Raw genomic sequence first — 19,099 nt, 5'->3', positions numbered from 1 at the left:
TGCGCGCTGCCGGGCCTCCATATACTGGGCCTGCATCGCGCCAGCCGATGCCTCCGACATTACCATCCACGCGAACCGAAGCATGACCACCATCCTGATCGTTGACGACCACCCGGCGATGCGGCTGGTTCTCAAGACCCACCTGCTGCAGCTGCTCGGCGTTGATGAAGTGATCGAAGCTGACAACGGGCAATGCGCGCTCGAGCTGGCGCGCGCACGCATGCCCGACCTCGTGCTGCTCGACCTGGACATCCCGCGCTCGAGCGGACTCGACGTGGCGCCGCGGCTGCGGGCGATCCATCCGCAGGTGCGTTTGCTGGTGGTGACGGCGCTGGATCCGGCGGTGTTCGTCAGCCGCTCGTGGCAGGTCGGCGCGCAGGGGTTCGTCAGCAAGACGCAGGACCTGAAGGAAATCCTGCGCGCGGTCGAATCGGTGCTGGCCGGCTACACGGTGTTTCCGGCGATGGGCCGGGATGGCGGCTCGCGCCACGCCATGTCCGCCGACGACGAGATGCTGCGCCGGCTTTCCGACAAGGAACTGGTGGTGCTGCAGATGCTGGCGCGCGGGATGTCGTACAAGGCCATCAGCGCCAGCCTGTTTATCAGCAACAAGACCGTCAGCAGCTACAAGGCGCGCATCATGGCCAAGCTGCAGGTGTCGTCCCTGGTGGAACTGGTCGACTTCGCGCGCCGCTGCCGACTCGCCTTGTAGGCGCCGGCCGCGGCCAGTTGTTCGGACATCGTATGACTTGCGGCGGTAGGATACGCCCCGCGGGGCGTCCGGGCGTCAGGCCTGCGCGCCGCCGGAGCCCGAGGCCTTGCGCAGCCGCTCGCGGCTGTTGGTCAGGTGCATGCGCATCGCCGCCTTGGCCGCGTCCGGGTCGCGGCGCTCGATCGCGTCGTAGATGTTCTCATGCTCGAACTGGACCCGCTCCAGGTACTGCTCGCGCTCCGGCGTGTTGACCTGCAGCCGGCTGCGCGGGATCAGCATGGTGCCCAGGTGGCCCATGATGTCGGTGAAGTAGCGGTTGCCGGTGGCCCGGGCGATGGCGAGGTGGAAGGCAAAATCGCTGTCCACCGCGTCGTTGCCGGCCCCGGTATTGCGCTTGAGATCGTCCAGCGCCTGGCGCATCGCGGCTAGCTGGGCGTCGCTGCGGCGGGCGGCGGCCAGTCCGGCAGCCTCGGCCTCCAGGCTGACGCGGAATTCCAGCATCGCCATCACATCGATCGCGGTTCCCAGCGTGTCCGGCCCGATGCGGAACGGCGAGGGCGCTTCCGTCGCGCGCGCCAGCACGAAGGTGCCGATGCCGTGGCGGGTTTCGACCAGGCCGCTGGCCTGCAGCCGCGACAAAGCTTCGCGCACCACGGTGCGGCTTACGCCCTGCGTCGCCATGATTTCCGATTCGGTCGGCAGCTTGTCGCCGGGCTTTAGCTGGCCCTGGTGGATCTCTTCAGAGAGCGCCTGCACCACTTCTTCGGCCAGGGTGCGGCCGCGGCGGCGCAACGGCACGGCCGGGGCGGCGCCGGGCGCGCCGGCGGCAGCAAGAGACGGATCGGGCAGGGCAGAGTTGCGTGCGGTAGGCATGGCGGATACGGGCGGGGTTTCCCGGACTTGACCGGTTCGAGATGGCCTCATTATACTGGGTTATCAGTCATACGATGACCGATAACATAGCAATGCCGGAGACCTGACCAGAATGACCCATCCCGCCACTTCCGCCGCCCCCGCCACGCACGCCGGTGCCGGCCAGACCCCCGTGGTGACCGAACTCACCGTGGTGCCCGTGGCCGGGCACGACAGCATGCTGATGAACCTGTCGGGCGCACATGGCCCGTACTTCACGCGCAATATCGTGATCCTGCGCGACAGCGCCGGCCACACCGGCGTGGGCGAAGTGCCGGGCGGCGAAGGCATCCGCCAGACCCTGGAAGACGCCCGCCCGCTGCTGGTCGGCCAGCCCATCGGCCAGTTCCAGGCCATCCTGAACCGCGTGCGCGCCACCTTTGCCAGCCGCGACGCCGGTGGCCGGGGCCTGCAGACCTTCGACCTGCGCATCACCATCCACGCCGTCACCGCGCTGGAAGCCGCGCTGCTCGACCTGCTCGGCCAGCACCTGCAGGTGCCGGTGGCGGCACTGCTGGGAGAAGGCCAGCAGCGCGACGCCGTCGAGATGCTGGGCTACCTGTTCTATATTGGCGACCGCCAGCGCACCACGCTGGACTACCGCACCGAACCCGATGCCGACAACGCCTGGTTCCGCCTGCGCAATGAGGTGGCGATGACGCCCGAGGCGATCGTGCGCCTGGCCGAGGCCGCCTATGAGCGCTACGGCTTCAACGATTTCAAGCTCAAGGGCGGGGTGCTGCGCGGCGACGAAGAGATGGAAGCGATCATTGCGTTGCACGAGCGTTTCCCCAAGGCTCGGGTGACGCTGGATCCGAACGGCGGCTGGCTGCTGGCCGATGCGATCCGCCTGTGCCGCGACAAGCACGGCATCCTGGCCTATGCCGAGGATCCGTGCGGCGCCGAGGACGGATATTCGGGGCGCGAGATCATGGCCGAGTTCCGCACCGCCACCGGCCTGCCCACCGCAACCAACATGATCGCCACCGACTGGCGCCAGATGGGCCATGCGGTGCGCCTGCAGTCCGTCGACATCCCGCTGGCTGACCCGCACTTCTGGACCATGCAGGGTTCGGTGCGCGTGGCGCAGATGTGTGCCGAATGGGGGCTGACCTGGGGCTCGCACTCGAACAACCACTTCGATATCTCGCTGGCGATGTTCACCCACGTGGCCGCCGCCGCGCCGGGCCGCGTTACCGCCATCGACACGCACTGGATCTGGCAGGACGGCGAGAACCTGACCAAGTCGCCGCTGAAGATCGAGAACGGCCTGGTACAGGTGCCCAAGACGCCGGGCCTGGGCGTGGAACTCGACATGGATGCGCTGGGCCGCGCGCATGCGCTGTACCAGAGCAAGGGCCTGGGTGCGCGTGACGACGCCATCGCCATGCAGTTCCTGATCCCCGGCTGGAAATTCAACAACAAGGCGCCCTGCATGGTGCGCTGAGCCGGCACGGCAGTCCGATCCGATCGGTCCGATCTCCCGGCGCGCCGCCGCAACGCCTGCGCGCCGGTACACAGAAGATAAAGCAGGAGACAACGATGTATCCCTTTCAACGCACGGGCGCGCTGCGCCTGCAAGACTGGCTGCGCGCCGTTGCTGTCGGCTCGGTGCTGACCGTCGCGGTGCTGGCTGCCGGCCACGCCCGGGCCGCGCAGGACTGGCCGCAACGCCCGGTTTCGGTGGTGGTGCCGTTCCCCGCGGGCGGCTCCACCGACACCATCGCGCGCATGCTGACGGCGCCGCTCAATGAAAAGCTGGGCCAGCCGTTCGTGGTCGACAACAAGCCCGGCGCGACCGGCGCCATCGGCGCGACCTTCGTCAAGCGCGCGCCGGCGGACGGCTACACCATGCTGGTGGCGTCGATCGGCGTCTTTGCCGTCAACCCGTTCCTGCAGAAGAACCTGGGCTACGACCCGGTCAAGGACTTCGACCTGCTGACGGTGGCGGTGCGCGCGCCCAACGTGCTGGTGGTCAATCCGCAGTTCCCGGCGAAGAACGTGCAGGAACTGGTGGCGCACATGAAGAAGAATCCGGGCAAGGTCAGCTTTGCCTCGTCCGGCGCGGGTTCGTCCGACCACCTGACCGCGGCGCTGTTCTGGCAGAAGACCGGCACCGACGGCCTGCACGTGCCGTACAAGGGAGGCGCGCCTGCGATCTCCGACCTGCTCGCCGGGCAGGTGGACGTGTCGTTCCAGAACATCAACGCGGTGCTGCAGCACATCCGCACCGGCAAGCTCAAGGCGCTCGCGGTGACGGCGGACAAGCGCTCGACCGTGTTGCCCAACGTGCCGACCATGGCGGAAGCCGGCGTCAGGGAGGTCGAGGTCTATTCGTGGCAAGGCGTGGCCGCGCCGCGCGGGCTGCCCGCCGACGTGAAGACGCGCCTGCATGGCGCGCTGGTCGGCGCGCTGAACGATCCCAAGATGCGCCAGAAGCTGTCGGAGAACGGCTTCGAGGTAGTGGCGAACACGCCCGAGCAGTTCAGCCAGTTTGAAGCGCAGGAACTGCAGCGCTGGAAGACCGTGATCGAGAAGGGCCGCATCGTGCTCGACTGAGCGCAAGCGGCATCCAGCTGAACTCACCAACACATTGACCGCGCCGGCGGCCGCACGACCACCGTGCCGCGTCGGCGCCTCTGCAAACGCCAACGGAGACACAACATGACCCAGGGACGCCGCATCTTCCTCAAGCAGACTTCCGCGCTGGCCGCGGGCATCGCCGCCGGCCCGCTGGCCGGCCTGGCCACCGGCGCGCACGCCGCGCAGCCCGCCTGGCCGACGCGCCCGATCCGCCTGGTGGTGCCGTACACCGCCGGCGGCTCGTCCGACATCATCGCGCGCCTGATCAGCAAGCAGCTGGGCGAGGCCCTGGGCCAGTCCGTGGTGGTCGACAACAAGCCGGGCGCCAACGGCAACGTGGGCGCGGCCATGGTTGCGCAGGCAACCGACAACCACACGCTGATGCTGTGCGATATCGGCGCGCTGGCGATCAGCCCGTCGGTCTATACCAAGCTCAGCTTCAATATCGCCAAGGATCTCAAGCCGGTGACGATGCTGGCCTATTCACCGCACCTGCTGGTGGTGCATCCGTCGGTGCAGGTCAGCAACCTGAAGGAACTGGTCGAGCTGTCCAAGCGCAGCCAGCTGAACTTTGCCGTGACCGCGATCGGCAGCGCGCCGCACCTGGCCGGCGTGGCGGTGGAACAGGCCACCGGCGCCAAGTGGCAGTACGTGCCGTACAAGGGCGGTTCGCAGGCGATTGCCGATACCGTTGGCGGCAGCGCGCAGGTGCTGATGAACGGCATGCTGGCCACGCTGCCGCATGTGCAGTCGGGCAAGCTCAAGCTGATCGCCCAGTCCAAGCGCACGCGCATGCCGCTGCTGCAGAACGTGCCGACCATTGCCGAGCAGGGCGTGCCCAACTTTGAGTCGGGCACTTGGCAGGGCGTGATGGCGCCGGCCAGCATGCCGGATGCGCTGGTGACGCGGCTGAACGCCGAGCTGATCAAGATCATCCGCGCGCCGGAGCTGCGTTCGCAACTGGTCCAGCAGGGCGCCGAGGTGGTGACGATGACGCCGGCGGAAACCGGCAAGTTCTTCGTTGCCGAGCAGGCGCGCTGGGCGGGCGTGGTGAAGCAGGCGGGGATCAAGCTGGACGCTTGATCGGTAAGGTTTCGCGCGCCCGGGCAGGGCGCTTCAACGCTCTGAACGACATGCGGCCCGCGTGACGAACGCGGGCCGTTTTTCTTTTTGCGGTGGCTCCTTACAACAAAAAGCCCCGCACAAGGCGGGGCTCGTCACGGCAAGCGTAGCGCTTATCCCTGCAGCGCCGCCGGCAGCAACCCTTGCGGCAGGTTCTGGTAGCAGACCGGACGCAGGAAGCGATCGATCGCCGTGGCGCCGACCGAGGTCGAGCGCACATCCGACGTCGCCGGGAACGGCCCGCCATGCACCATGGCATACGCCACTTCCACGCCGGTCGGATAGCCGTTGCACAGCACGCGCCCGGCCTTGCGCTCCAGCACCGGCAGCAGGCGGCGCGCGGCGTCGAGGTCGGCGTCATCGAGCTGCATGGTGGCGGTGAGCTGGCCTTCGAGCTGGTTGGCCAGCGCCAGCATCTCTTCCAGGTCGCGGCATACCACCAGCACGGTCGACGGGCCGAACACTTCGGCCTGCATGCGGTGGTCGGCCAGGAACTGCGCGGCGGTGGTCTCGAAGATCACCGGACGGGCCTGGTTGACACCCGTGGCGGCCACGCCGTCGCCGATGCGCTGCAGGCCATCCAGCGACGACAGCTGCGCCACGCCCTTTTCATAGGCGGCATGGATGCCCGGCGTGAGCATGGTGGCCGCCGGCTTGCCGCCCAGCGCGTCGAGTGCCGCGGTGCGGAACTGGTCCAGCGCCGGGCCTTCGATGCCGATCACCAGGCCGGGGTTGGTACAGAACTGACCCACGCCCAGCACCAGCGAATCCACCAGGTGGCGGCCGATCTCGGCGCCGCGCGCCTGCAGCGCGGCGGGCAGCAGGAACACCGGGTTGATGCTGCTCATCTCGGCGTACACGGGAATCGGCTGCGGGCGCGCGTTGGCCGCCTGCATCAGTGCCATGCCGCCCGAACGCGAACCGGTGAAGCCAACCGCCTGGATCGCGGGATGCGACACCAGCGCCGTGCCGACGACATTGCCCGCGCCGACCAGCAGCGAGAACACGCCTTCCGGCAGGCCGGCGTCCTGCACGGCCTTCTGGATCACGCGGCCAACCAGTTCGGACGTGCCCAGGTGCGCCGAATGCGCCTTGACCACCACCGGGCAGCCGGCGGCCAGTGCGGAAGCGGTGTCGCCGCCAGCGACCGAGAAGGCCAGTGGGAAGTTGCTCGCGCCAAATACCGCCACCGGGCCCACTGCGATGCGCTGCATGCGCAGGTCGGGGCGCGGCGGGGTGCGCTCGGGCAAGGCGGCGTCGAAGGTGGCGTCTTGCCAGCGGCCTTCGCGCAGCACGGTCGCGAACAGGCGCAGCTGGCCGGCGGTGCGGCCGCGCTCGCCCTGCAGGCGCGCGATCGGCAGGCCGCTTTCCTGGTGCGCGCGCTCGATCAGCGTGTCGCCCAGCGCCTCGATGCCGGCGGCGATCGCTTCCAGGAAGGCCGCGCGCTGCTCGGACGAGGTATTGCGATAGGTGTCGAAGGCCGCTTCGGCCAGCGCGCAGGCGCGCTCTACATCGGCCTGGCCGCCGCCGTGGAAGTCGGGGCCCAGGACTTCACCCGTGGAGGGGTTGATCGCCTGCAGCGTCGATTGCGCGCCGCGCACGGCTTGCGCGCCGATCAGCATGTCGCCGGTGATGTGCATGGATGGATTCCTTGTCAGCGTTTGGGTGTGGCAGAAGAGGACAAGCCGGCCGGAGGGCAAAGTGCCCCGCGGCCGGCCTGTCGCTGTGCAATGGCAGGACGGATTACTGCGGGCCGAGCTTGTTGATCAGCGTGCCCAGCATTTCCATTTCTTCGCCGGTCAGGTCGGTCAGCGGTGCGCGCACCGGGCCGCCGTCGCGGCCGACGATGCGGGCGCCGGCCTTGACGATGCTCACGGCGTAGCCGGCCTTGCGGTTGCGGATGGCCAGGTACGGCAGGAAGAAGTTGTCGATCAGGCGGCCCACGGTCTCCTGGTCGTCCGCGGCGATGGCGCGGTAGAAGTCCATCGCGGTCTTCGGGATGAAGTTGAATACCGCCGACGAGTACACCGGCACGCCCAGCGCCTTGTAGGCGGCGGCGTAGACCTCGGCCGTGGGCAGGCCGCCCAGGTACGAGAAGCGGTCGCCCAGCTTGCGGCGGATGCTGACCATGGCCTCGATGTCGCCCACGCCGTCCTTGAAGCCGATCAGGTTGGGGCAACGGTCGGCCAGGCGGGTCAGCTGGTCGGCATTCAGCTTGGAGTTGGCGCGGTTGTAGACGATCACGCCGATGTCGACCGCCTTGCAGACTTCTTCCACGTGGGCGGCGATGCCGTCCTGGCTGGCTTCGGTCAGGTAGTGCGGCAGCAGCAGCACGCCGGCGGCGCCCAGGCGCTGGGCTTCCTGCGCATAGGCGATGGCGGTGCGGGTCGGGCCACCGGCGCCGGCCAGGATGGGCACCTTGCCGGCGCAGGTCTTGACCGCGGTGTCGACCACGGCGGTGTAGTCGGCCGGGGTCAGCGAGAAGAACTCGCCGGTGCCGCCGGCGGCGAACAGCGCGGTGGCGCCATACGGGGCCAGCCATTCCAGGCGATCAGCGTAGGACTTGGCGTTGAAGTCGCCCTTGGCGTCGAAGTCGGTGATGGGAAAGGACAGCAGGCCATCGGAGACGATCTGCTTGAGTTCGTTGGGTGCGAGCATTGCGAAATCCTGATCGGGCCGGCGGCCCAGGGTGGTGACGGCGGTGACCTGCCGATTGGCGGGTCATCCGAGTTATCAGTCATCGTACGACAACGATCAGGCAAAGGCAATAGGGCGGGAGGGTGCCCCCGGGTTTACCGGGAGAAATGTCCCGCGCACGCCCGGCCCGTCCACATTGGAGGTCAATGCAGGAGGTACAAGCGTCACTCCACGCGGCTTTAACGGTGGTCGCAAGGTTGTAGGACAACGTAAGTGACGGGCAATCAGTAGTTTTGATGCTCCCATGCAAAGACGCCCGTGCACCAGTTGCCCCTGGCTGGCACACTGGCACCTGAACCAAGGGGGGAAATACGGTGGGAGAGTTACAAGCCTTGCTGGAAAACCACGGGCTGATGCTGGTGTTCCTGAACGTGCTGGTGGAACAGGCGGGCCTGCCGGTGCCGGCGTACCCGATGCTGTTCGTCGCCGGCGCGCTCGGCATGCAGGAAACCGGCCCGTCGATCGGCGCGGTGCTGGCCGCGGTGATCGTCGCCTGCCTGATCGCCGATACCGGCTGGTACTTCGCCGGCCGCCGGCTGGGGCAGCCGATGCTGCGCACCATCTGCAAGGTATCGATCTCGCCCGATTCCTGCATCCGCCAGACCCAGTCGCTGTACCTGCGCGTGGGGCCCCGCTCGCTGGTGTTCGCGAAACTGCTGCCCGGTGCCGGCGCGCTGTCCACCGCGATGGCGGGCATGACCGGCACGCCGCTGCCGGTGTTCCTGTTCTACGACGCGATCGGTGCGCTGGTGTGGGCCGGCAGCGGCCTGCTGATCGGCGTGGTGTTCAGCGACTTTATCGATGCCATCCTGGAGGGTTTCAGCACCTACGGACATATGGCCGTGGTGACGGTGGTGGCGGCGTTCCTGGTGTTCCTGGCGTGGCGCTCGTGGCGCCGCTTCCGGCTGCTGCGCATCACGAAGCGCGTGCCGCGCATGAGCGTGGATGAACTGGAATCGCGCCGCGTGGCCGGCACGCTGCCCGTCGTGATCGACGTGCGCGCCCATGGCGACATGCCGATGGAACGCATCCCCGGTTCGATGGTGCTCGACATGCAGGGCGCGCTCGACAGCCTCGACGCGCTGGGCGTGCCGCCCGCCGAGGCCGACATCGTGGTCTATTGCGCCTGCCCGAACGAGATGTCCGCGGCGCTGCTGGCCGAACGCCTGCGTGTTGCCGGCTATCCCAGGACCTGGGCGCTGGCCGGCGGCTTCGACGAATGGAAGCGGCGGCATGGCGAGACCGTACCGCCTGCCGTCACGCATCCCGATCCGGGCAAGGTGACGGCACGCTGACCCGCAAGGCTCAGCGCTTGCCCGCGGTCTGGAATACCGACAGGTCCGGATAGATCGCGCGGATCTTTTCCCACTCGGCGGCAATGAAGAACTGGCACTTGCCGACGCCGAAGCGCTTGGCCACCTCCACGCAGAAGCGCACCGCCTCGGCGATGTCGATCTCGTGGTTGGCCGAGGTGGCGCTGCCCGACACCACCGACTGCGCGGTCACGGCCACACCCACCACCGGGGCCGCCGTGGCCACGTGCGGCTGCATGATGCTGTTGAAGTGGTACAGGCCGTTGTGGTACGGCGTGATGTCCTGCAGCGAGATCGGGAAGGTCACCGCCGGGCAGCCCGTGGTCGATTCCATCGTTGCCACCAGGTCCGGCGCCACGCGCAGGATGTAGCCCTGCATCGCCGTCGGCGAGATGGCAAAGCCGCGGTGCTTGATGATGCTGTTGCCCTTGGACGCATCGATCGACAGGATCGCGTCCATTTCCGGCAGCACCTGGTAGTCGTTCATGGTGTCGGAGGACACCGGCATGCCCATGAACGGCACCGGGTCGTGCGGCACCATCGAGACATCGGTCGACAGGTGCGTGGTCACGATCACGTCGCCGTCGAGGTGGTCGCCGCGCGCCTTCATCTGCGCCAGCTTCAGCGCCACCGCCAGGCAGCCGATCGGGCCGTCGGCGTCGGAGACCAGGCCCACCAGTGCCGGGCGCGCGCCGATGGCGCCGTTGCGGCCGATCACGCCCAGCGTCGGCGCCTTGCCGCCGCCGCGCTTGCCGGCGCTGCCGGGGATCACGATGGTGATGAAGTCGGTGGTATTGGCCGTGTTTTCGGGTGGGGCGTTGTTCACGGTGGTGACTTGCACGGTCACGCCGGCGCCGGCATAGGGCGCGAACAGTTCGCTGACGACCGCACCGTTGGCGTGCGGGCTGTCCAGGGCTTCGTGAATGACCAGCGTCTGCTGCAGGGCCATGGCTTTCTCCAGATGATGTGCCCGGCCCGCGCGATGCGGGCGGGGCGTCGGTTGAATCGTTAGAACTGGTGGCGCAGGCCGACCATTACCGTGGCCTGGCTGTCGCGCCCGTCCAGCGGCGTGCCGCTGCCGCCGGTCCAGTTGGTGGTGTTGTTGCCGAACAGGCCCGACCAGTCGCCATGCACGCGCTCGTAGGCCACTGCCAGGTAGGTGTCGGTGCGCTTGCTGAAGGCGTAGTCGGCCACGGCATACGCGGTGGTGCGGTTGCCGCTGAAGCTGTCGGCGCGGGTGCGGTTGTGCATCACGCTGCCGGTCAGGGTCACGTTGCCGGTCATGGCGTAGCTCGCGCCCAGCGTGAAGAAGTCATCGTGGCGGCTGCTGCCGAACACCGAGTTGATCGCTGCACGGTTGGTCGGCGTGGCCGCGGTCGACATGCTGGTGATGGTGGCCGTATCGGTGCCGCCCTTGGACGAGTCGAAGCCCGCGTCGCGGTCGCTGTGGATGTAGTTGGCGAACAGGCTGGCGCGGCCGACCGCGGCTTTCAGGCCCGCCAGGTAGATGTTCGCGGAGCGGCTCTGGCTGTCGCGGGTCTGCTGGAAATCGCCGATCGCGGTGATCGGGCCGGCTGCGTATTTCAGGCCGAACGACATCGACGAGGTGGCCCGGGTGTTGCCCGCGGTCTCGCCCAGCGCGTACTCGGCGATCAGCGACACCGGCCCGAAGTTGCCGGTGTAGCTGACGGCGTTGTCGTAGCGCTGGCCGGTCAGGTACACCATCCACGAGTTCGACGGCGCCGCGCCCACACCGAGCGGATCGACGTAATACAGCATGGTGTTGGCCGTGGTGTATTGCCGGCCCAGCGCCAGCTCGCCCCACTGGTTGCCGATCTTCACGTACGCCTGGCGGCCGAACAGCTGGCCCTGCTGGTCGAACCTGCCGGTGTCGGCGAGGAAGCCGTTTTCCAGCACGAAGCCGGCCTTTACCCCGCCGCCGAGGTCTTCGATGCCCTTCAGGCCGAAGCGGCTGCCCGACAGGAAGCCTTCGCCGCCTTGCTGCAGGCCGACCTGCGCATCGCCGGCTGGGTTGGAATGGGTCTGGTACGTCAGCGCGGTATCGATGACGCCGTAGAGCGTCACGCCGGACTGTGCCATCGCGGCGGCCGGCAGGCCCAGCAGCACGGGAAATGCCAGGCGAACGGCGCGGCGAAGGGTTTGGCTCATTGTATTTCTCCTCCAGAGGGCAAAAAGGGGGCCGCGCGGGCGGCGCAGCGCGGCCCGCGGGCGGGTTTTTGTTTGTTGTGGCCGGGTCGGGCCCGGCGTCAGCGCATCAGCAGATCAGGCAACTCAGGCTGCAAAGCCCGGCCAGTCCTGCATGCCGGCAGGCCCGGTGATCTGCGACAGCGGGAAAGGCTCGCCCTCGCGGAGGGTCTCGACCTTGCCTTCGGCCGGGAACCACAGCGCATTGCGCTCGCCCAGCACGGTGCCGGTGGTGCCGTCCGAGTACAGCGCCGAACCTTCCGGCAGCGCGAACACCTGTTCCGGCGCATTGATGTTCAGGAACTCGGCGAGGCGCTCCTCGCGGCTTTCGCCGTTGTGGCCGGCAGGCTTGCCGCTGATGAAATGCGGGTTGATCTGGAACGGCACCAGCCCCAGCGCGCGCAGCGACGGCGGCTGCACGATCGGCATATCGTTGGTGGTGCGGATGGTCGGGCAGGCCACATTGCTGCCGGCGCTCCAGCCCACATACGGCGTGCCCGCGCGCACCCTGGCGCGGATCGCATCGACCATGCCGGCGTCATACATGCGCCTGAGCAGCGCGAAGGTATTGCCGCCGCCCACGGCGATGGCCTCGGCTTCCTGCACCGCGAGCAGCGGGTCGGCGCTGTGGTGGATCGACTCCAGCGCGTAGCCGAGCTTCTCGAACACCGGCTTGACCATGCCTTCATAGGTATCGAAGCTGAAGGTCACGCCCGCGAACGGCACGAACAGCACCTTGCGCGGCTCGCGCTTCAGCAGCGTGTGGATCTGCTCGCCGGCGTGCTCCAGGTAGCCGAGGTTGTCCTTGCGCGAGCTGCTCATCAGGAGGATGCGTTGGGTCATGTCTTGGTTTCCGTCTGTTCGGTGTGGCTAGGTTCAGGCTCAGGGATTCAGGCTCAGGCGATGGCGGCGCGGACCAGTCCGGCGACACGGTCGATCTCTTCATGCGTGTTGAAGTAGTGCAGCGACACGCGCGCCATGGTCGACACGCCGTAGCGCGCCAGGATCGAATCGGCCATGAAGTTGCCCGCTTCGATGATGCATTGCTGCGTTTCCAGCGCGGCCACGATGCGCGCCGGGTCGACGCCGCGCACGTTGAACGGCACGATGCCGATGCGATGCGTCACGTCGGCCGGGCCGTACAGCTCGAAGCCGGGGATCGTGGCGAACTTCGCCACCGCGTACCCGGTCAGGTCGCGCACGCGCGCCTCGATGGCATCGATGCCGATGGCGGTGGCGTAGTCGATGGCGGTGCCCATGCCGAGGATGGCCGGCACGATCGGGCAACCGGCCTCGAAACGCTTCGCGCCCGCCACCAGCGACAGCGCGCCGGTATTGCGGTCGTACGCGCCGTTCCACCAGCCCACCAGCATCGGCTCGACCTGCCCGATCAGCGCGCGGCGCACATACAGGAAGCCCGAGCCCTCGGTCGCACGCAGCGCCTTGCGCCCGCAGCCGGCGAGGAAGTCGCAGTCCAGCTCCGCCACATCGGAACGCAGCACGCCCACGCTCTGCGCGGCATTGACCAGCGACAGCACGCCATGCTTGCGCGCCACCGCGCAGATCTGCGCGGCGGGCTGCACCGCGCCAGTGGAATTGGGCAGGTGCGAGAACGTCAGCAGGCGCGTGCGCGGCGTGATCGCGGCTTCGAACGCCTGCGCGCTCAGCAGCCCTTCGGCATTGGCCGGCACCATCTTCACCACGACGCCGTGCGATTGCTCCAGCCGGCGCCATGGCAGCAGGTTGCTCAGCATCTCGGTGTCGGCCACCAGCACTTCATCGCCGGCTTGCCAGGCGATGCCGCGCGCGGCGATGGAAATGCTTTCGGTGGCGTTCTTGGTGAAGGCGATCTCGTCGGCCGCGCAGTTGAGCAGTCCGGCCAGCTTGCCGCGCACGGCTTCCACGCGTGCATAGGTCTCCTTGCGGAACGCCGGCAGGTAGATGCCGACGTGCCCGGTATCGAGCAGGTAGCTGCGCACGGTGTCGAGCACGGCGTCGGGCGGAATCGAGGCCGCGGCCGTGTCGAGATAGATGGTGGAAGCCGTCAGCGGAGTGTCGGCGCGGATTGCTTGGATATCCATGGAACGTCTCGGGTAATGACAGGCGGGGCGCAGCGCATGCGCCCCGGGATGGCTTGCCGCAGGGCTTACTTCTTCAGCTTGGTGACGGAGCCGAAGAAGCTGAAGAGGGCATCACCGGCGATCACGCCGCCGGCAAAGGCGCTCATCTCGGCCAGGTGTTTGTCGCCGCGCAGGCGCTGCACCACGAAGCGGATCAGCAGGCCAGCCAGCACCGCCCAGCCGGCCAGCGGCGAAGCGATCAGCATGCCGGTGGAAAGCAGGATGCCGAGCTGGCGCTTGGAGCCGCCGAGCCACTGCAGCAGCGCGCCGGGGATGGCCCAGATCACCAGGTTGCGCGCGATCTCGGCCGACGAGCCGGCCTTGATCGATGCCGCATAGACCCGGTCCACCGGCGGGATCAGGCCCTGCGAGAAGAAGGTGCCGTGGAACACCAGCACCACCACGGCGGCTACGCCGAAGCCGACCATCGCCGCCAGGAACTGCTGCTTGCGGCCCGCGATTTCAGCTTCCATGTCGCGGCCCTCGCCGCGCAGCAGGTAGCCGGTCTTGAGGTCATAGCCCATGTCGGCAAAGGCCGGGCCGGTGGCGGCCGAGAAGCCCACCAGCACCGCCAGCGCCGTCGGCGGGAAGCCGATCAGGATGCCGATGGTCAGCGTGATCAGCGCCACCGCGAAGGCCGGGAACCAGCCGGAGTGCATCGCCGCGATGCCGACGATCAATTCGTGCACATAGGCGGCAAAGGCGGCGTACAGCACGAACACGACCAGCATGCCCAGCGACATGTCCGACACGTGCCCGGCCAGCAGCGAGATCAGCAGCGCGATCGCCAGGTAGACGACAAAGCCGCCCGACAGGATGCGGCTGGCGCGCGAGGCCGGGACTTCGATGGTGCGCGCATCGGCCGCTGGAGCGTTGCGCGCACGGCGGATTTCCGTGGCCACCTGGAACAGCGCGACGATGCCCGCGCCGATCATCAGCCCGTGCGGGATATAGGCCTTGGCGATATCGATGCCGGTCACCGCCACCGAATAGCCGCGCACCAGCAGGCCGATGCCGAACATGGTCAGCGCTGCCAGGTTGCCCAGGAACGCCGCGCCGAATGCCGACATTGGCACGCCCAGCCAGGCGCCGCCCACGCCAACGGCAATGCCCAGCCCCAGGAACGCGGCCTTGCGGCCGCCGCGGTCGCCCGCCCAGATTGCCTCGGCGGTGGCGATGCCCGCCGGCCAGGTGCCGGTGGCGGGGAAGATCTTGCTGCCGAACAGGAAGTACAGCATCGCCCCGTCGACAAACATGGCAATCACCGCGCCGATCAGCATCGGCGTGGCCAGCTCGGGCATGCCCATCGCGTACGGAACGCCGATCGGGATCATCAGCGAGTTGGCGGCGCCGAAGGTGGCCGACGAGATCGCGGTCTGCACCAGGTTCTGCCGCTCCAGCACGCGGAAGCGCCGCGTGATCTCCAGCGGGATGCGCGAGAACACGATCGCGATCAGCGCGCCGATGATCGACGTATTGGCCGAAATCCCCAGCGACACGATCAGCTGCATGCCGATCATGGCGCCGAACACCGACAGCCCCACGGAGACCAGCAGCAGCAATGGCTCCATAAAGCGCGTCCGTGTCGCGGGCTGCGCCGCAATCGGCGCGTTCAGTTGTGTTGGCATGGTCATGTTGTCCACCGCTCCCCGTAGTGTTGTCTGGTTTTGTGTGTCGTGTGTGCGCGATTGCGTTGGCCGGCGATCCCGACCTCCTATCGCCCCCTATCGCATGAAGCCCGCCACCGGGCCGATCGTCTTCCTTGCCGCGCGCAGCGCTTCCAGCAGCCGCGGCACGGCCTCGCGCGTCAGCCGCTGCAACGGGCCGGCGATGGCGAGGGATCCCACCACCGCCTGGGTCTCGCGGTGGTGCAGCGGCAATGCCAGCCCGGCCACCGTGGCCGCGGATTCCTGGCAGGTATAGGCAAAGCCGTCGGCGCGGACCTGGGCCAGTTGCGCGGCCAGTTCAGGCGCGTCGCCGATGAGCTGGCGCCGGAATGCTTCCGGCTGGAATGCCAGGATCGCCTTGGCATGCGCGCCGGCGTCCAGCGTGAAGCGCTGGCCCACCTCGATTGAAAAGCGCAGCTGGTGCTGGCTCTGGGCGATGTCCGTGCACAGGCCTTCGTGACCGTCCAGCCAGGACAGGAACACGGTTTCGCCGCTCTCCTGCGCCAGCGCCTCCAGCGCGGGCTGGACCACCTCTGCCGGCGAAAACGTCTTGCGCATCACTTGCCCCAGCTCAAACCAGCGCAGGCCAAGCCCATAGCGGCCGGCGACGTCCTGCGTCAGGAAGCCGTTGGCGGCAAATGTGGCGAGTACGCGATGCACGACGGCGTGGTGCACGCCGCTTTCGCGCGCCAGCTCGCGCACGCCCCAACTGGGCTGGCGAGCGGTGAAATGGGTGAGCAGCGCCAGGGCGCCATCCAGGGTCTTGAGCATGACTGACTGCTTTGTGTCTCTATTTAAGAGACAACGTCTCTGATACAGAGAAATGCTAGGCCTCGGCCTGACCCGTAACAATCAGGGTTAACACGCAGTCGTATCCGGGCTCTGGGCGAATATCGGCCATGCGCCGCCGCCTATACTTGGCGCAGACCGACTGCTAGGGGGAGGCGCCCATGGCTGCGGAAGACCACGGATCCGGCGACGAAGCGGCCCGCATCGCGCATCGCCGCCGCCAGCTCGGCATCGCACCGCGCACGCATGACGGCCAGCGCAACTGGGCGCTGGCGCTTTCCGGCGGCGGCATCCGCAGTGCCACGTTCTGCCTGGGCGTGATGCAGGCGATGGCGGGCACCGACATGCCGGCCAACACCGCAGCCACCACCGCAGCCAACCCCGCGGACACCGGGGCTCCCCCCACTCCCGCAGCCAGTACCGCCGCGGCGGCGCAGACCGTGCCCGGGCTGGCCTCGCTGCTGGCGCAATTCGACTACCTGTCCACCGTCAGCGGCGGCGGCTACCTCGGGGTCTTCTTCGTCAGCCTGTTCGTGCCGGGGCGCCTGGGCCGCGGCACCGGCCCGGTCCAGGCCGCGGCAGACGCCTACCACACCCTGCAATGCGAGCCGCCCGGGCGCATCCACACCTCGGTCTCCTATGCCGCCGATCCCGGCCGCGGCGCGGTCGCGTGGCTGCGCGAGAACGGGCGCTACCTGTCGCCTACCGGCGCGGGCGACAACCTCTATGCCGCCGCGCTGGTGGTGCGCAACTGGCTGGCCATGCATTTCGTGATCGGCAGCGCGCTGCTGGTGTTGCTGTCCCTGCTGGCGCTGCTGCTGCATGGCGCCGCGGGAGCCTGGTACGGGTTCGGACGCTATGAAATGGACTTGCTGCACGACGCGCGGCAGGCTTTCAACCAGGGCGAGTGCGCGATCTGGTGGAGCCCCTGGCTGTGGCTGCCGCTGGCCACCGCGGTGATCGGCGGGGTGCCGCCCGGCGTGGCGTACTGGCTGGTCAATCCGCGCGCCAGCGACCCGCAGGCGCCAGCGCGCTTTTTCAGCCCTGCGCCGATGGTGGCAACGCTGCTGGGGCTGCTGTTGCTGGCCGCTGCGCGCTGGTCGGAATGGCTTGGCGCCGAGCTGGTCTCGGCGCAGCTATTTGCCGCGCTGGGCGTGCTGACGTGGCTGGGCGTGCTGAGTTGCCTGGTGATGCGGCAGGGCGAACCGCGCACCGTGGCCGGCTACCGCGTGCGCGCCACGCGTGCGTTGCGCACGGCGGTCACGCTCACGCTGTGGCTCGCGGCATTGGGCGTGGCCGATACCGCCGCGCGAACCGCCTACCTGTATGCCCATGCCGCGCACCCTCCGTGGGGTGCGGCGCTGCCCGCGAGCGTACTGGGCGTGTTGGGCGCGCTGGTCTGGCTGGTGCGCTACGGTGCGGGCTGGCTCGACGAAGGCCGCAAGGGCAGCGCCGATACGCCCTGGCGCGCGCTGTACGCGCGGCTGCCGGTCTCGCTGCTGGCGGGCGCGGCCGCGGCGGTGCTGGCGCTGCTGCTGTTCGTGTTGTGGTCGTGGCTGGTGCTGTGGGTGCGCTGGGACGGCCGCGAGCCGGTCGACTGGCTGGTGTACGGCACGGCCCACACCGGCCCGGCGCTGGCCACGCTGACGGTCGTGGCGCTGGTGCTGGCGCTTGTCGCCGGCCGCTTTACCGGCTTCCTGAACCTTTCCACGCTGCAGCCTTTCTACGCGGCTCGGCTCACGCGTGCCTACCTGGGCGCGTCCAATGGCGAGCGCTTTGCCGCGCCCGATCCCGATCCGGTCGCGGACCGCCGCCGGCGCGCGCGCTTCAGCGTGGCGGAGCCCGTGCCCGGCGACCAGCTCAGCCTCAATGCCTACTACGATCCGCGCGTGCTGGCGCCGCTGCACCTGATCAACGTGACGCTGAACCTGACCGTCGATCCGGCCGAGCAACTGGTACAGCGCGACCGCAAAGGCAAGCCGCTGTGCCTGGCGCCCGGCGCCAGCGTAGCCCAGCCGGGCGCCGCGACCACCTTCGCGCCGGATGCCTATGCGCGCTTCACCATCGATGGCTGGCAATGCTGCCCGGACGCGTCATGGCCTGCATCGGGCAAGCTGGCGCAATCGCTCACGGTAGGGGACTGGATCGCCATCTCGGGGGCGGCGGTGTCAACGGGGCTGGGCCGCGCCACCACGCTCGGCACCTCGCTGCTGCTGGGCCTGGCCAACCTGCGGCTGGGCACGTGGTGGCCCTCGTATCCGGCGACGTACGCGCGCCAGGGCGGGCGCGAGGGCAAGCAGTGGCGCCATCCCGAACGCGCCACGCATCCATGGCTGGCCGCCGGCATGTTTCGCACGCAGTACTACCTGGGGTGCGAGCTGAGCGCCCGCTTCCACGGCACGCGGCGCGGCTGGCAGTACCTGTCGGACGGCGGGCATTTCGACAACACCGGTGTCTACGAGCTGCTGCGTCCGGGCCGGGACGTAGCGCTGATCGTGCTGTGCGACTGTGGCGGCGACCCGGACTATCGCTTCGGCGACCTCGCCAACCTGATCCGCATAGCGCGCATCGACCATGGCCTGGAGATCGTGGTCGATATTGGGGCCGCCACCACGCACCCGGTGCTGAGCCGCGTCTTCGGCGTGCCGGACGATTTCCTGCCGGGCGGGGCGGCCAGCGACCCGGACGCCGACAAATGCGCGGTGCTGCTCAACGTGTACCGCACCGGCCCGGCATGCGCGGCGCCGCGCGCGCGGGTCTGCCGCATCGTGCTGCTCAAGCCGCGGCTGGTGTCATGGGCGCCGGCAGACGTGCGGCACTATGGCGCCACGCACCCGGCCTTTCCGCAGGAAGGCACCGGCGACCAGTTCTTCGATGAAGCGCAATGGGAAAGCTATCGCGCGCTGGGGCATGCGATCGGCCAGCGCGTGCTGGGCGGCGAAGTGGGCAAGGCGCTGCTGGCGTGATCGGGTGGCCTGA

15 protein-coding genes are annotated in these 19,099 nt (G+C 68.5%); 6 read left to right on the top strand and 9 right to left on the bottom strand.

Going from position 1 to position 19,099, the window contains the following annotated elements; translation table 11 throughout:
• The first annotated feature begins 82 nt into the window (after positions 1-82).
• A complete protein-coding gene (locus LPA45_RS25665) occupies positions 83-712 on the top strand; it encodes a response regulator transcription factor (RefSeq protein WP_116323640.1) in 630 nt (209 codons plus the stop codon).
• Positions 713-787: 75 nt separating this feature from the next.
• Here LPA45_RS25665 and LPA45_RS25660 read toward each other — a convergent pair whose 3' ends face one another.
• Entirely contained in the window at positions 788-1,585 is a 798-nt protein-coding gene (locus LPA45_RS25660) for a FadR/GntR family transcriptional regulator (RefSeq protein WP_116323639.1), read from the bottom strand.
• Between the two features lie 112 nt (positions 1,586-1,697).
• Here LPA45_RS25660 and gudD point away from each other — a divergent pair, with 112 nt between their 5' ends.
• From gudD to LPA45_RS25645, 3 genes are all read left to right on the top strand, one after another.
• Positions 1,698-3,071, top strand: a complete 1,374-nt coding sequence (gene gudD, locus LPA45_RS25655; protein WP_116323638.1) for a glucarate dehydratase — start codon at positions 1,698-1,700, stop codon at positions 3,069-3,071.
• 95 nt (positions 3,072-3,166) lie between these two features.
• The gene (locus tag LPA45_RS25650) at positions 3,167-4,183 is read left to right on the top strand and encodes a tripartite tricarboxylate transporter substrate binding protein (RefSeq protein WP_116323637.1); all 1,017 of its coding nucleotides are present in this window, start codon (positions 3,167-3,169) and stop codon (positions 4,181-4,183) included.
• Positions 4,184-4,288: 105 nt separating this feature from the next.
• The gene (locus LPA45_RS25645) at positions 4,289-5,290 is read left to right on the top strand and encodes a tripartite tricarboxylate transporter substrate binding protein (RefSeq protein ID WP_116323636.1); all 1,002 of its coding nucleotides are present in this window, start codon (positions 4,289-4,291) and stop codon (positions 5,288-5,290) included.
• A gap of 152 nt (positions 5,291-5,442) precedes the next feature.
• Here the strand turns inward: LPA45_RS25645 and LPA45_RS25640 are convergent, their stop codons facing one another.
• Complete coding sequence (locus tag LPA45_RS25640; RefSeq protein ID WP_116323635.1) at positions 5,443-6,969, bottom strand: aldehyde dehydrogenase (NADP(+)); 1,527 nt, start codon at positions 6,967-6,969, stop codon at positions 5,443-5,445.
• A 103-nt stretch (positions 6,970-7,072) separates the two neighbouring features.
• Positions 7,073-7,987, bottom strand: coding sequence for a 5-dehydro-4-deoxyglucarate dehydratase (gene kdgD / locus LPA45_RS25635; RefSeq protein WP_116323634.1), 915 nt, complete (start codon positions 7,985-7,987; stop codon positions 7,073-7,075).
• A gap of 353 nt (positions 7,988-8,340) precedes the next feature.
• Here kdgD and LPA45_RS25630 point away from each other — a divergent pair, with 353 nt between their 5' ends.
• On the top strand, positions 8,341-9,321 hold the full coding sequence (locus LPA45_RS25630) for a DedA family protein/thiosulfate sulfurtransferase GlpE (RefSeq protein ID WP_116323633.1): 981 nt from the start codon (positions 8,341-8,343) through the stop codon (positions 9,319-9,321).
• A 10-nt stretch (positions 9,322-9,331) separates the two neighbouring features.
• Here the strand turns inward: LPA45_RS25630 and LPA45_RS25625 are convergent, their stop codons facing one another.
• The 6 genes from LPA45_RS25625 to LPA45_RS25600 all read right to left on the bottom strand — a co-directional run bounded on the left by LPA45_RS25625 (position 9,332) and on the right by LPA45_RS25600 (position 16,102).
• Entirely contained in the window at positions 9,332-10,288 is a 957-nt protein-coding gene (locus LPA45_RS25625; protein WP_317921750.1) for a DUF1177 domain-containing protein, read from the bottom strand.
• Between the two features lie 59 nt (positions 10,289-10,347).
• Positions 10,348-11,508 carry a porin gene (locus LPA45_RS25620; protein WP_116323631.1) on the bottom strand — a complete coding sequence of 387 codons (1,161 nt, stop codon included), beginning with the start codon at positions 11,506-11,508 and terminating at the stop codon, positions 10,348-10,350.
• Between the two features lie 123 nt (positions 11,509-11,631).
• Positions 11,632-12,387 (bottom strand): dipeptidase PepE, encoded by a 756-nt coding sequence (gene pepE / locus LPA45_RS25615; protein ID WP_317921752.1) that lies wholly within the window; start codon positions 12,385-12,387, stop codon positions 11,632-11,634.
• Positions 12,388-12,440: 53 nt separating this feature from the next.
• Positions 12,441-13,625, bottom strand: coding sequence for an aminotransferase class V-fold PLP-dependent enzyme (locus LPA45_RS25610; RefSeq protein ID WP_317921754.1), 1,185 nt, complete (start codon positions 13,623-13,625; stop codon positions 12,441-12,443).
• Between the two features lie 65 nt (positions 13,626-13,690).
• Positions 13,691-15,298 carry an OPT/YSL family transporter gene (locus LPA45_RS25605; protein WP_116323628.1) on the bottom strand — a complete coding sequence of 536 codons (1,608 nt, stop codon included), beginning with the start codon at positions 15,296-15,298 and terminating at the stop codon, positions 13,691-13,693.
• Between the two features lie 90 nt (positions 15,299-15,388).
• Positions 15,389-16,102, bottom strand: coding sequence for an IclR family transcriptional regulator (locus LPA45_RS25600; RefSeq protein ID WP_317921757.1), 714 nt, complete (start codon positions 16,100-16,102; stop codon positions 15,389-15,391).
• A 179-nt stretch (positions 16,103-16,281) separates the two neighbouring features.
• Here LPA45_RS25600 and LPA45_RS25595 point away from each other — a divergent pair, with 179 nt between their 5' ends.
• Positions 16,282-19,086, top strand: coding sequence for a hypothetical protein (locus LPA45_RS25595; RefSeq protein WP_317921759.1), 2,805 nt, complete (start codon positions 16,282-16,284; stop codon positions 19,084-19,086).
• Positions 19,087-19,099 lie beyond the last annotated feature (13 nt).

The organism is Cupriavidus sp. Agwp_2 (assembly GCF_040784895.1).
Lineage (GTDB): Bacteria > Pseudomonadota > Gammaproteobacteria > Burkholderiales > Burkholderiaceae > Cupriavidus.
Note: the sequence above shows the minus strand (reverse complement) of the source record. Positions and strands in the feature narration are given on the sequence as shown.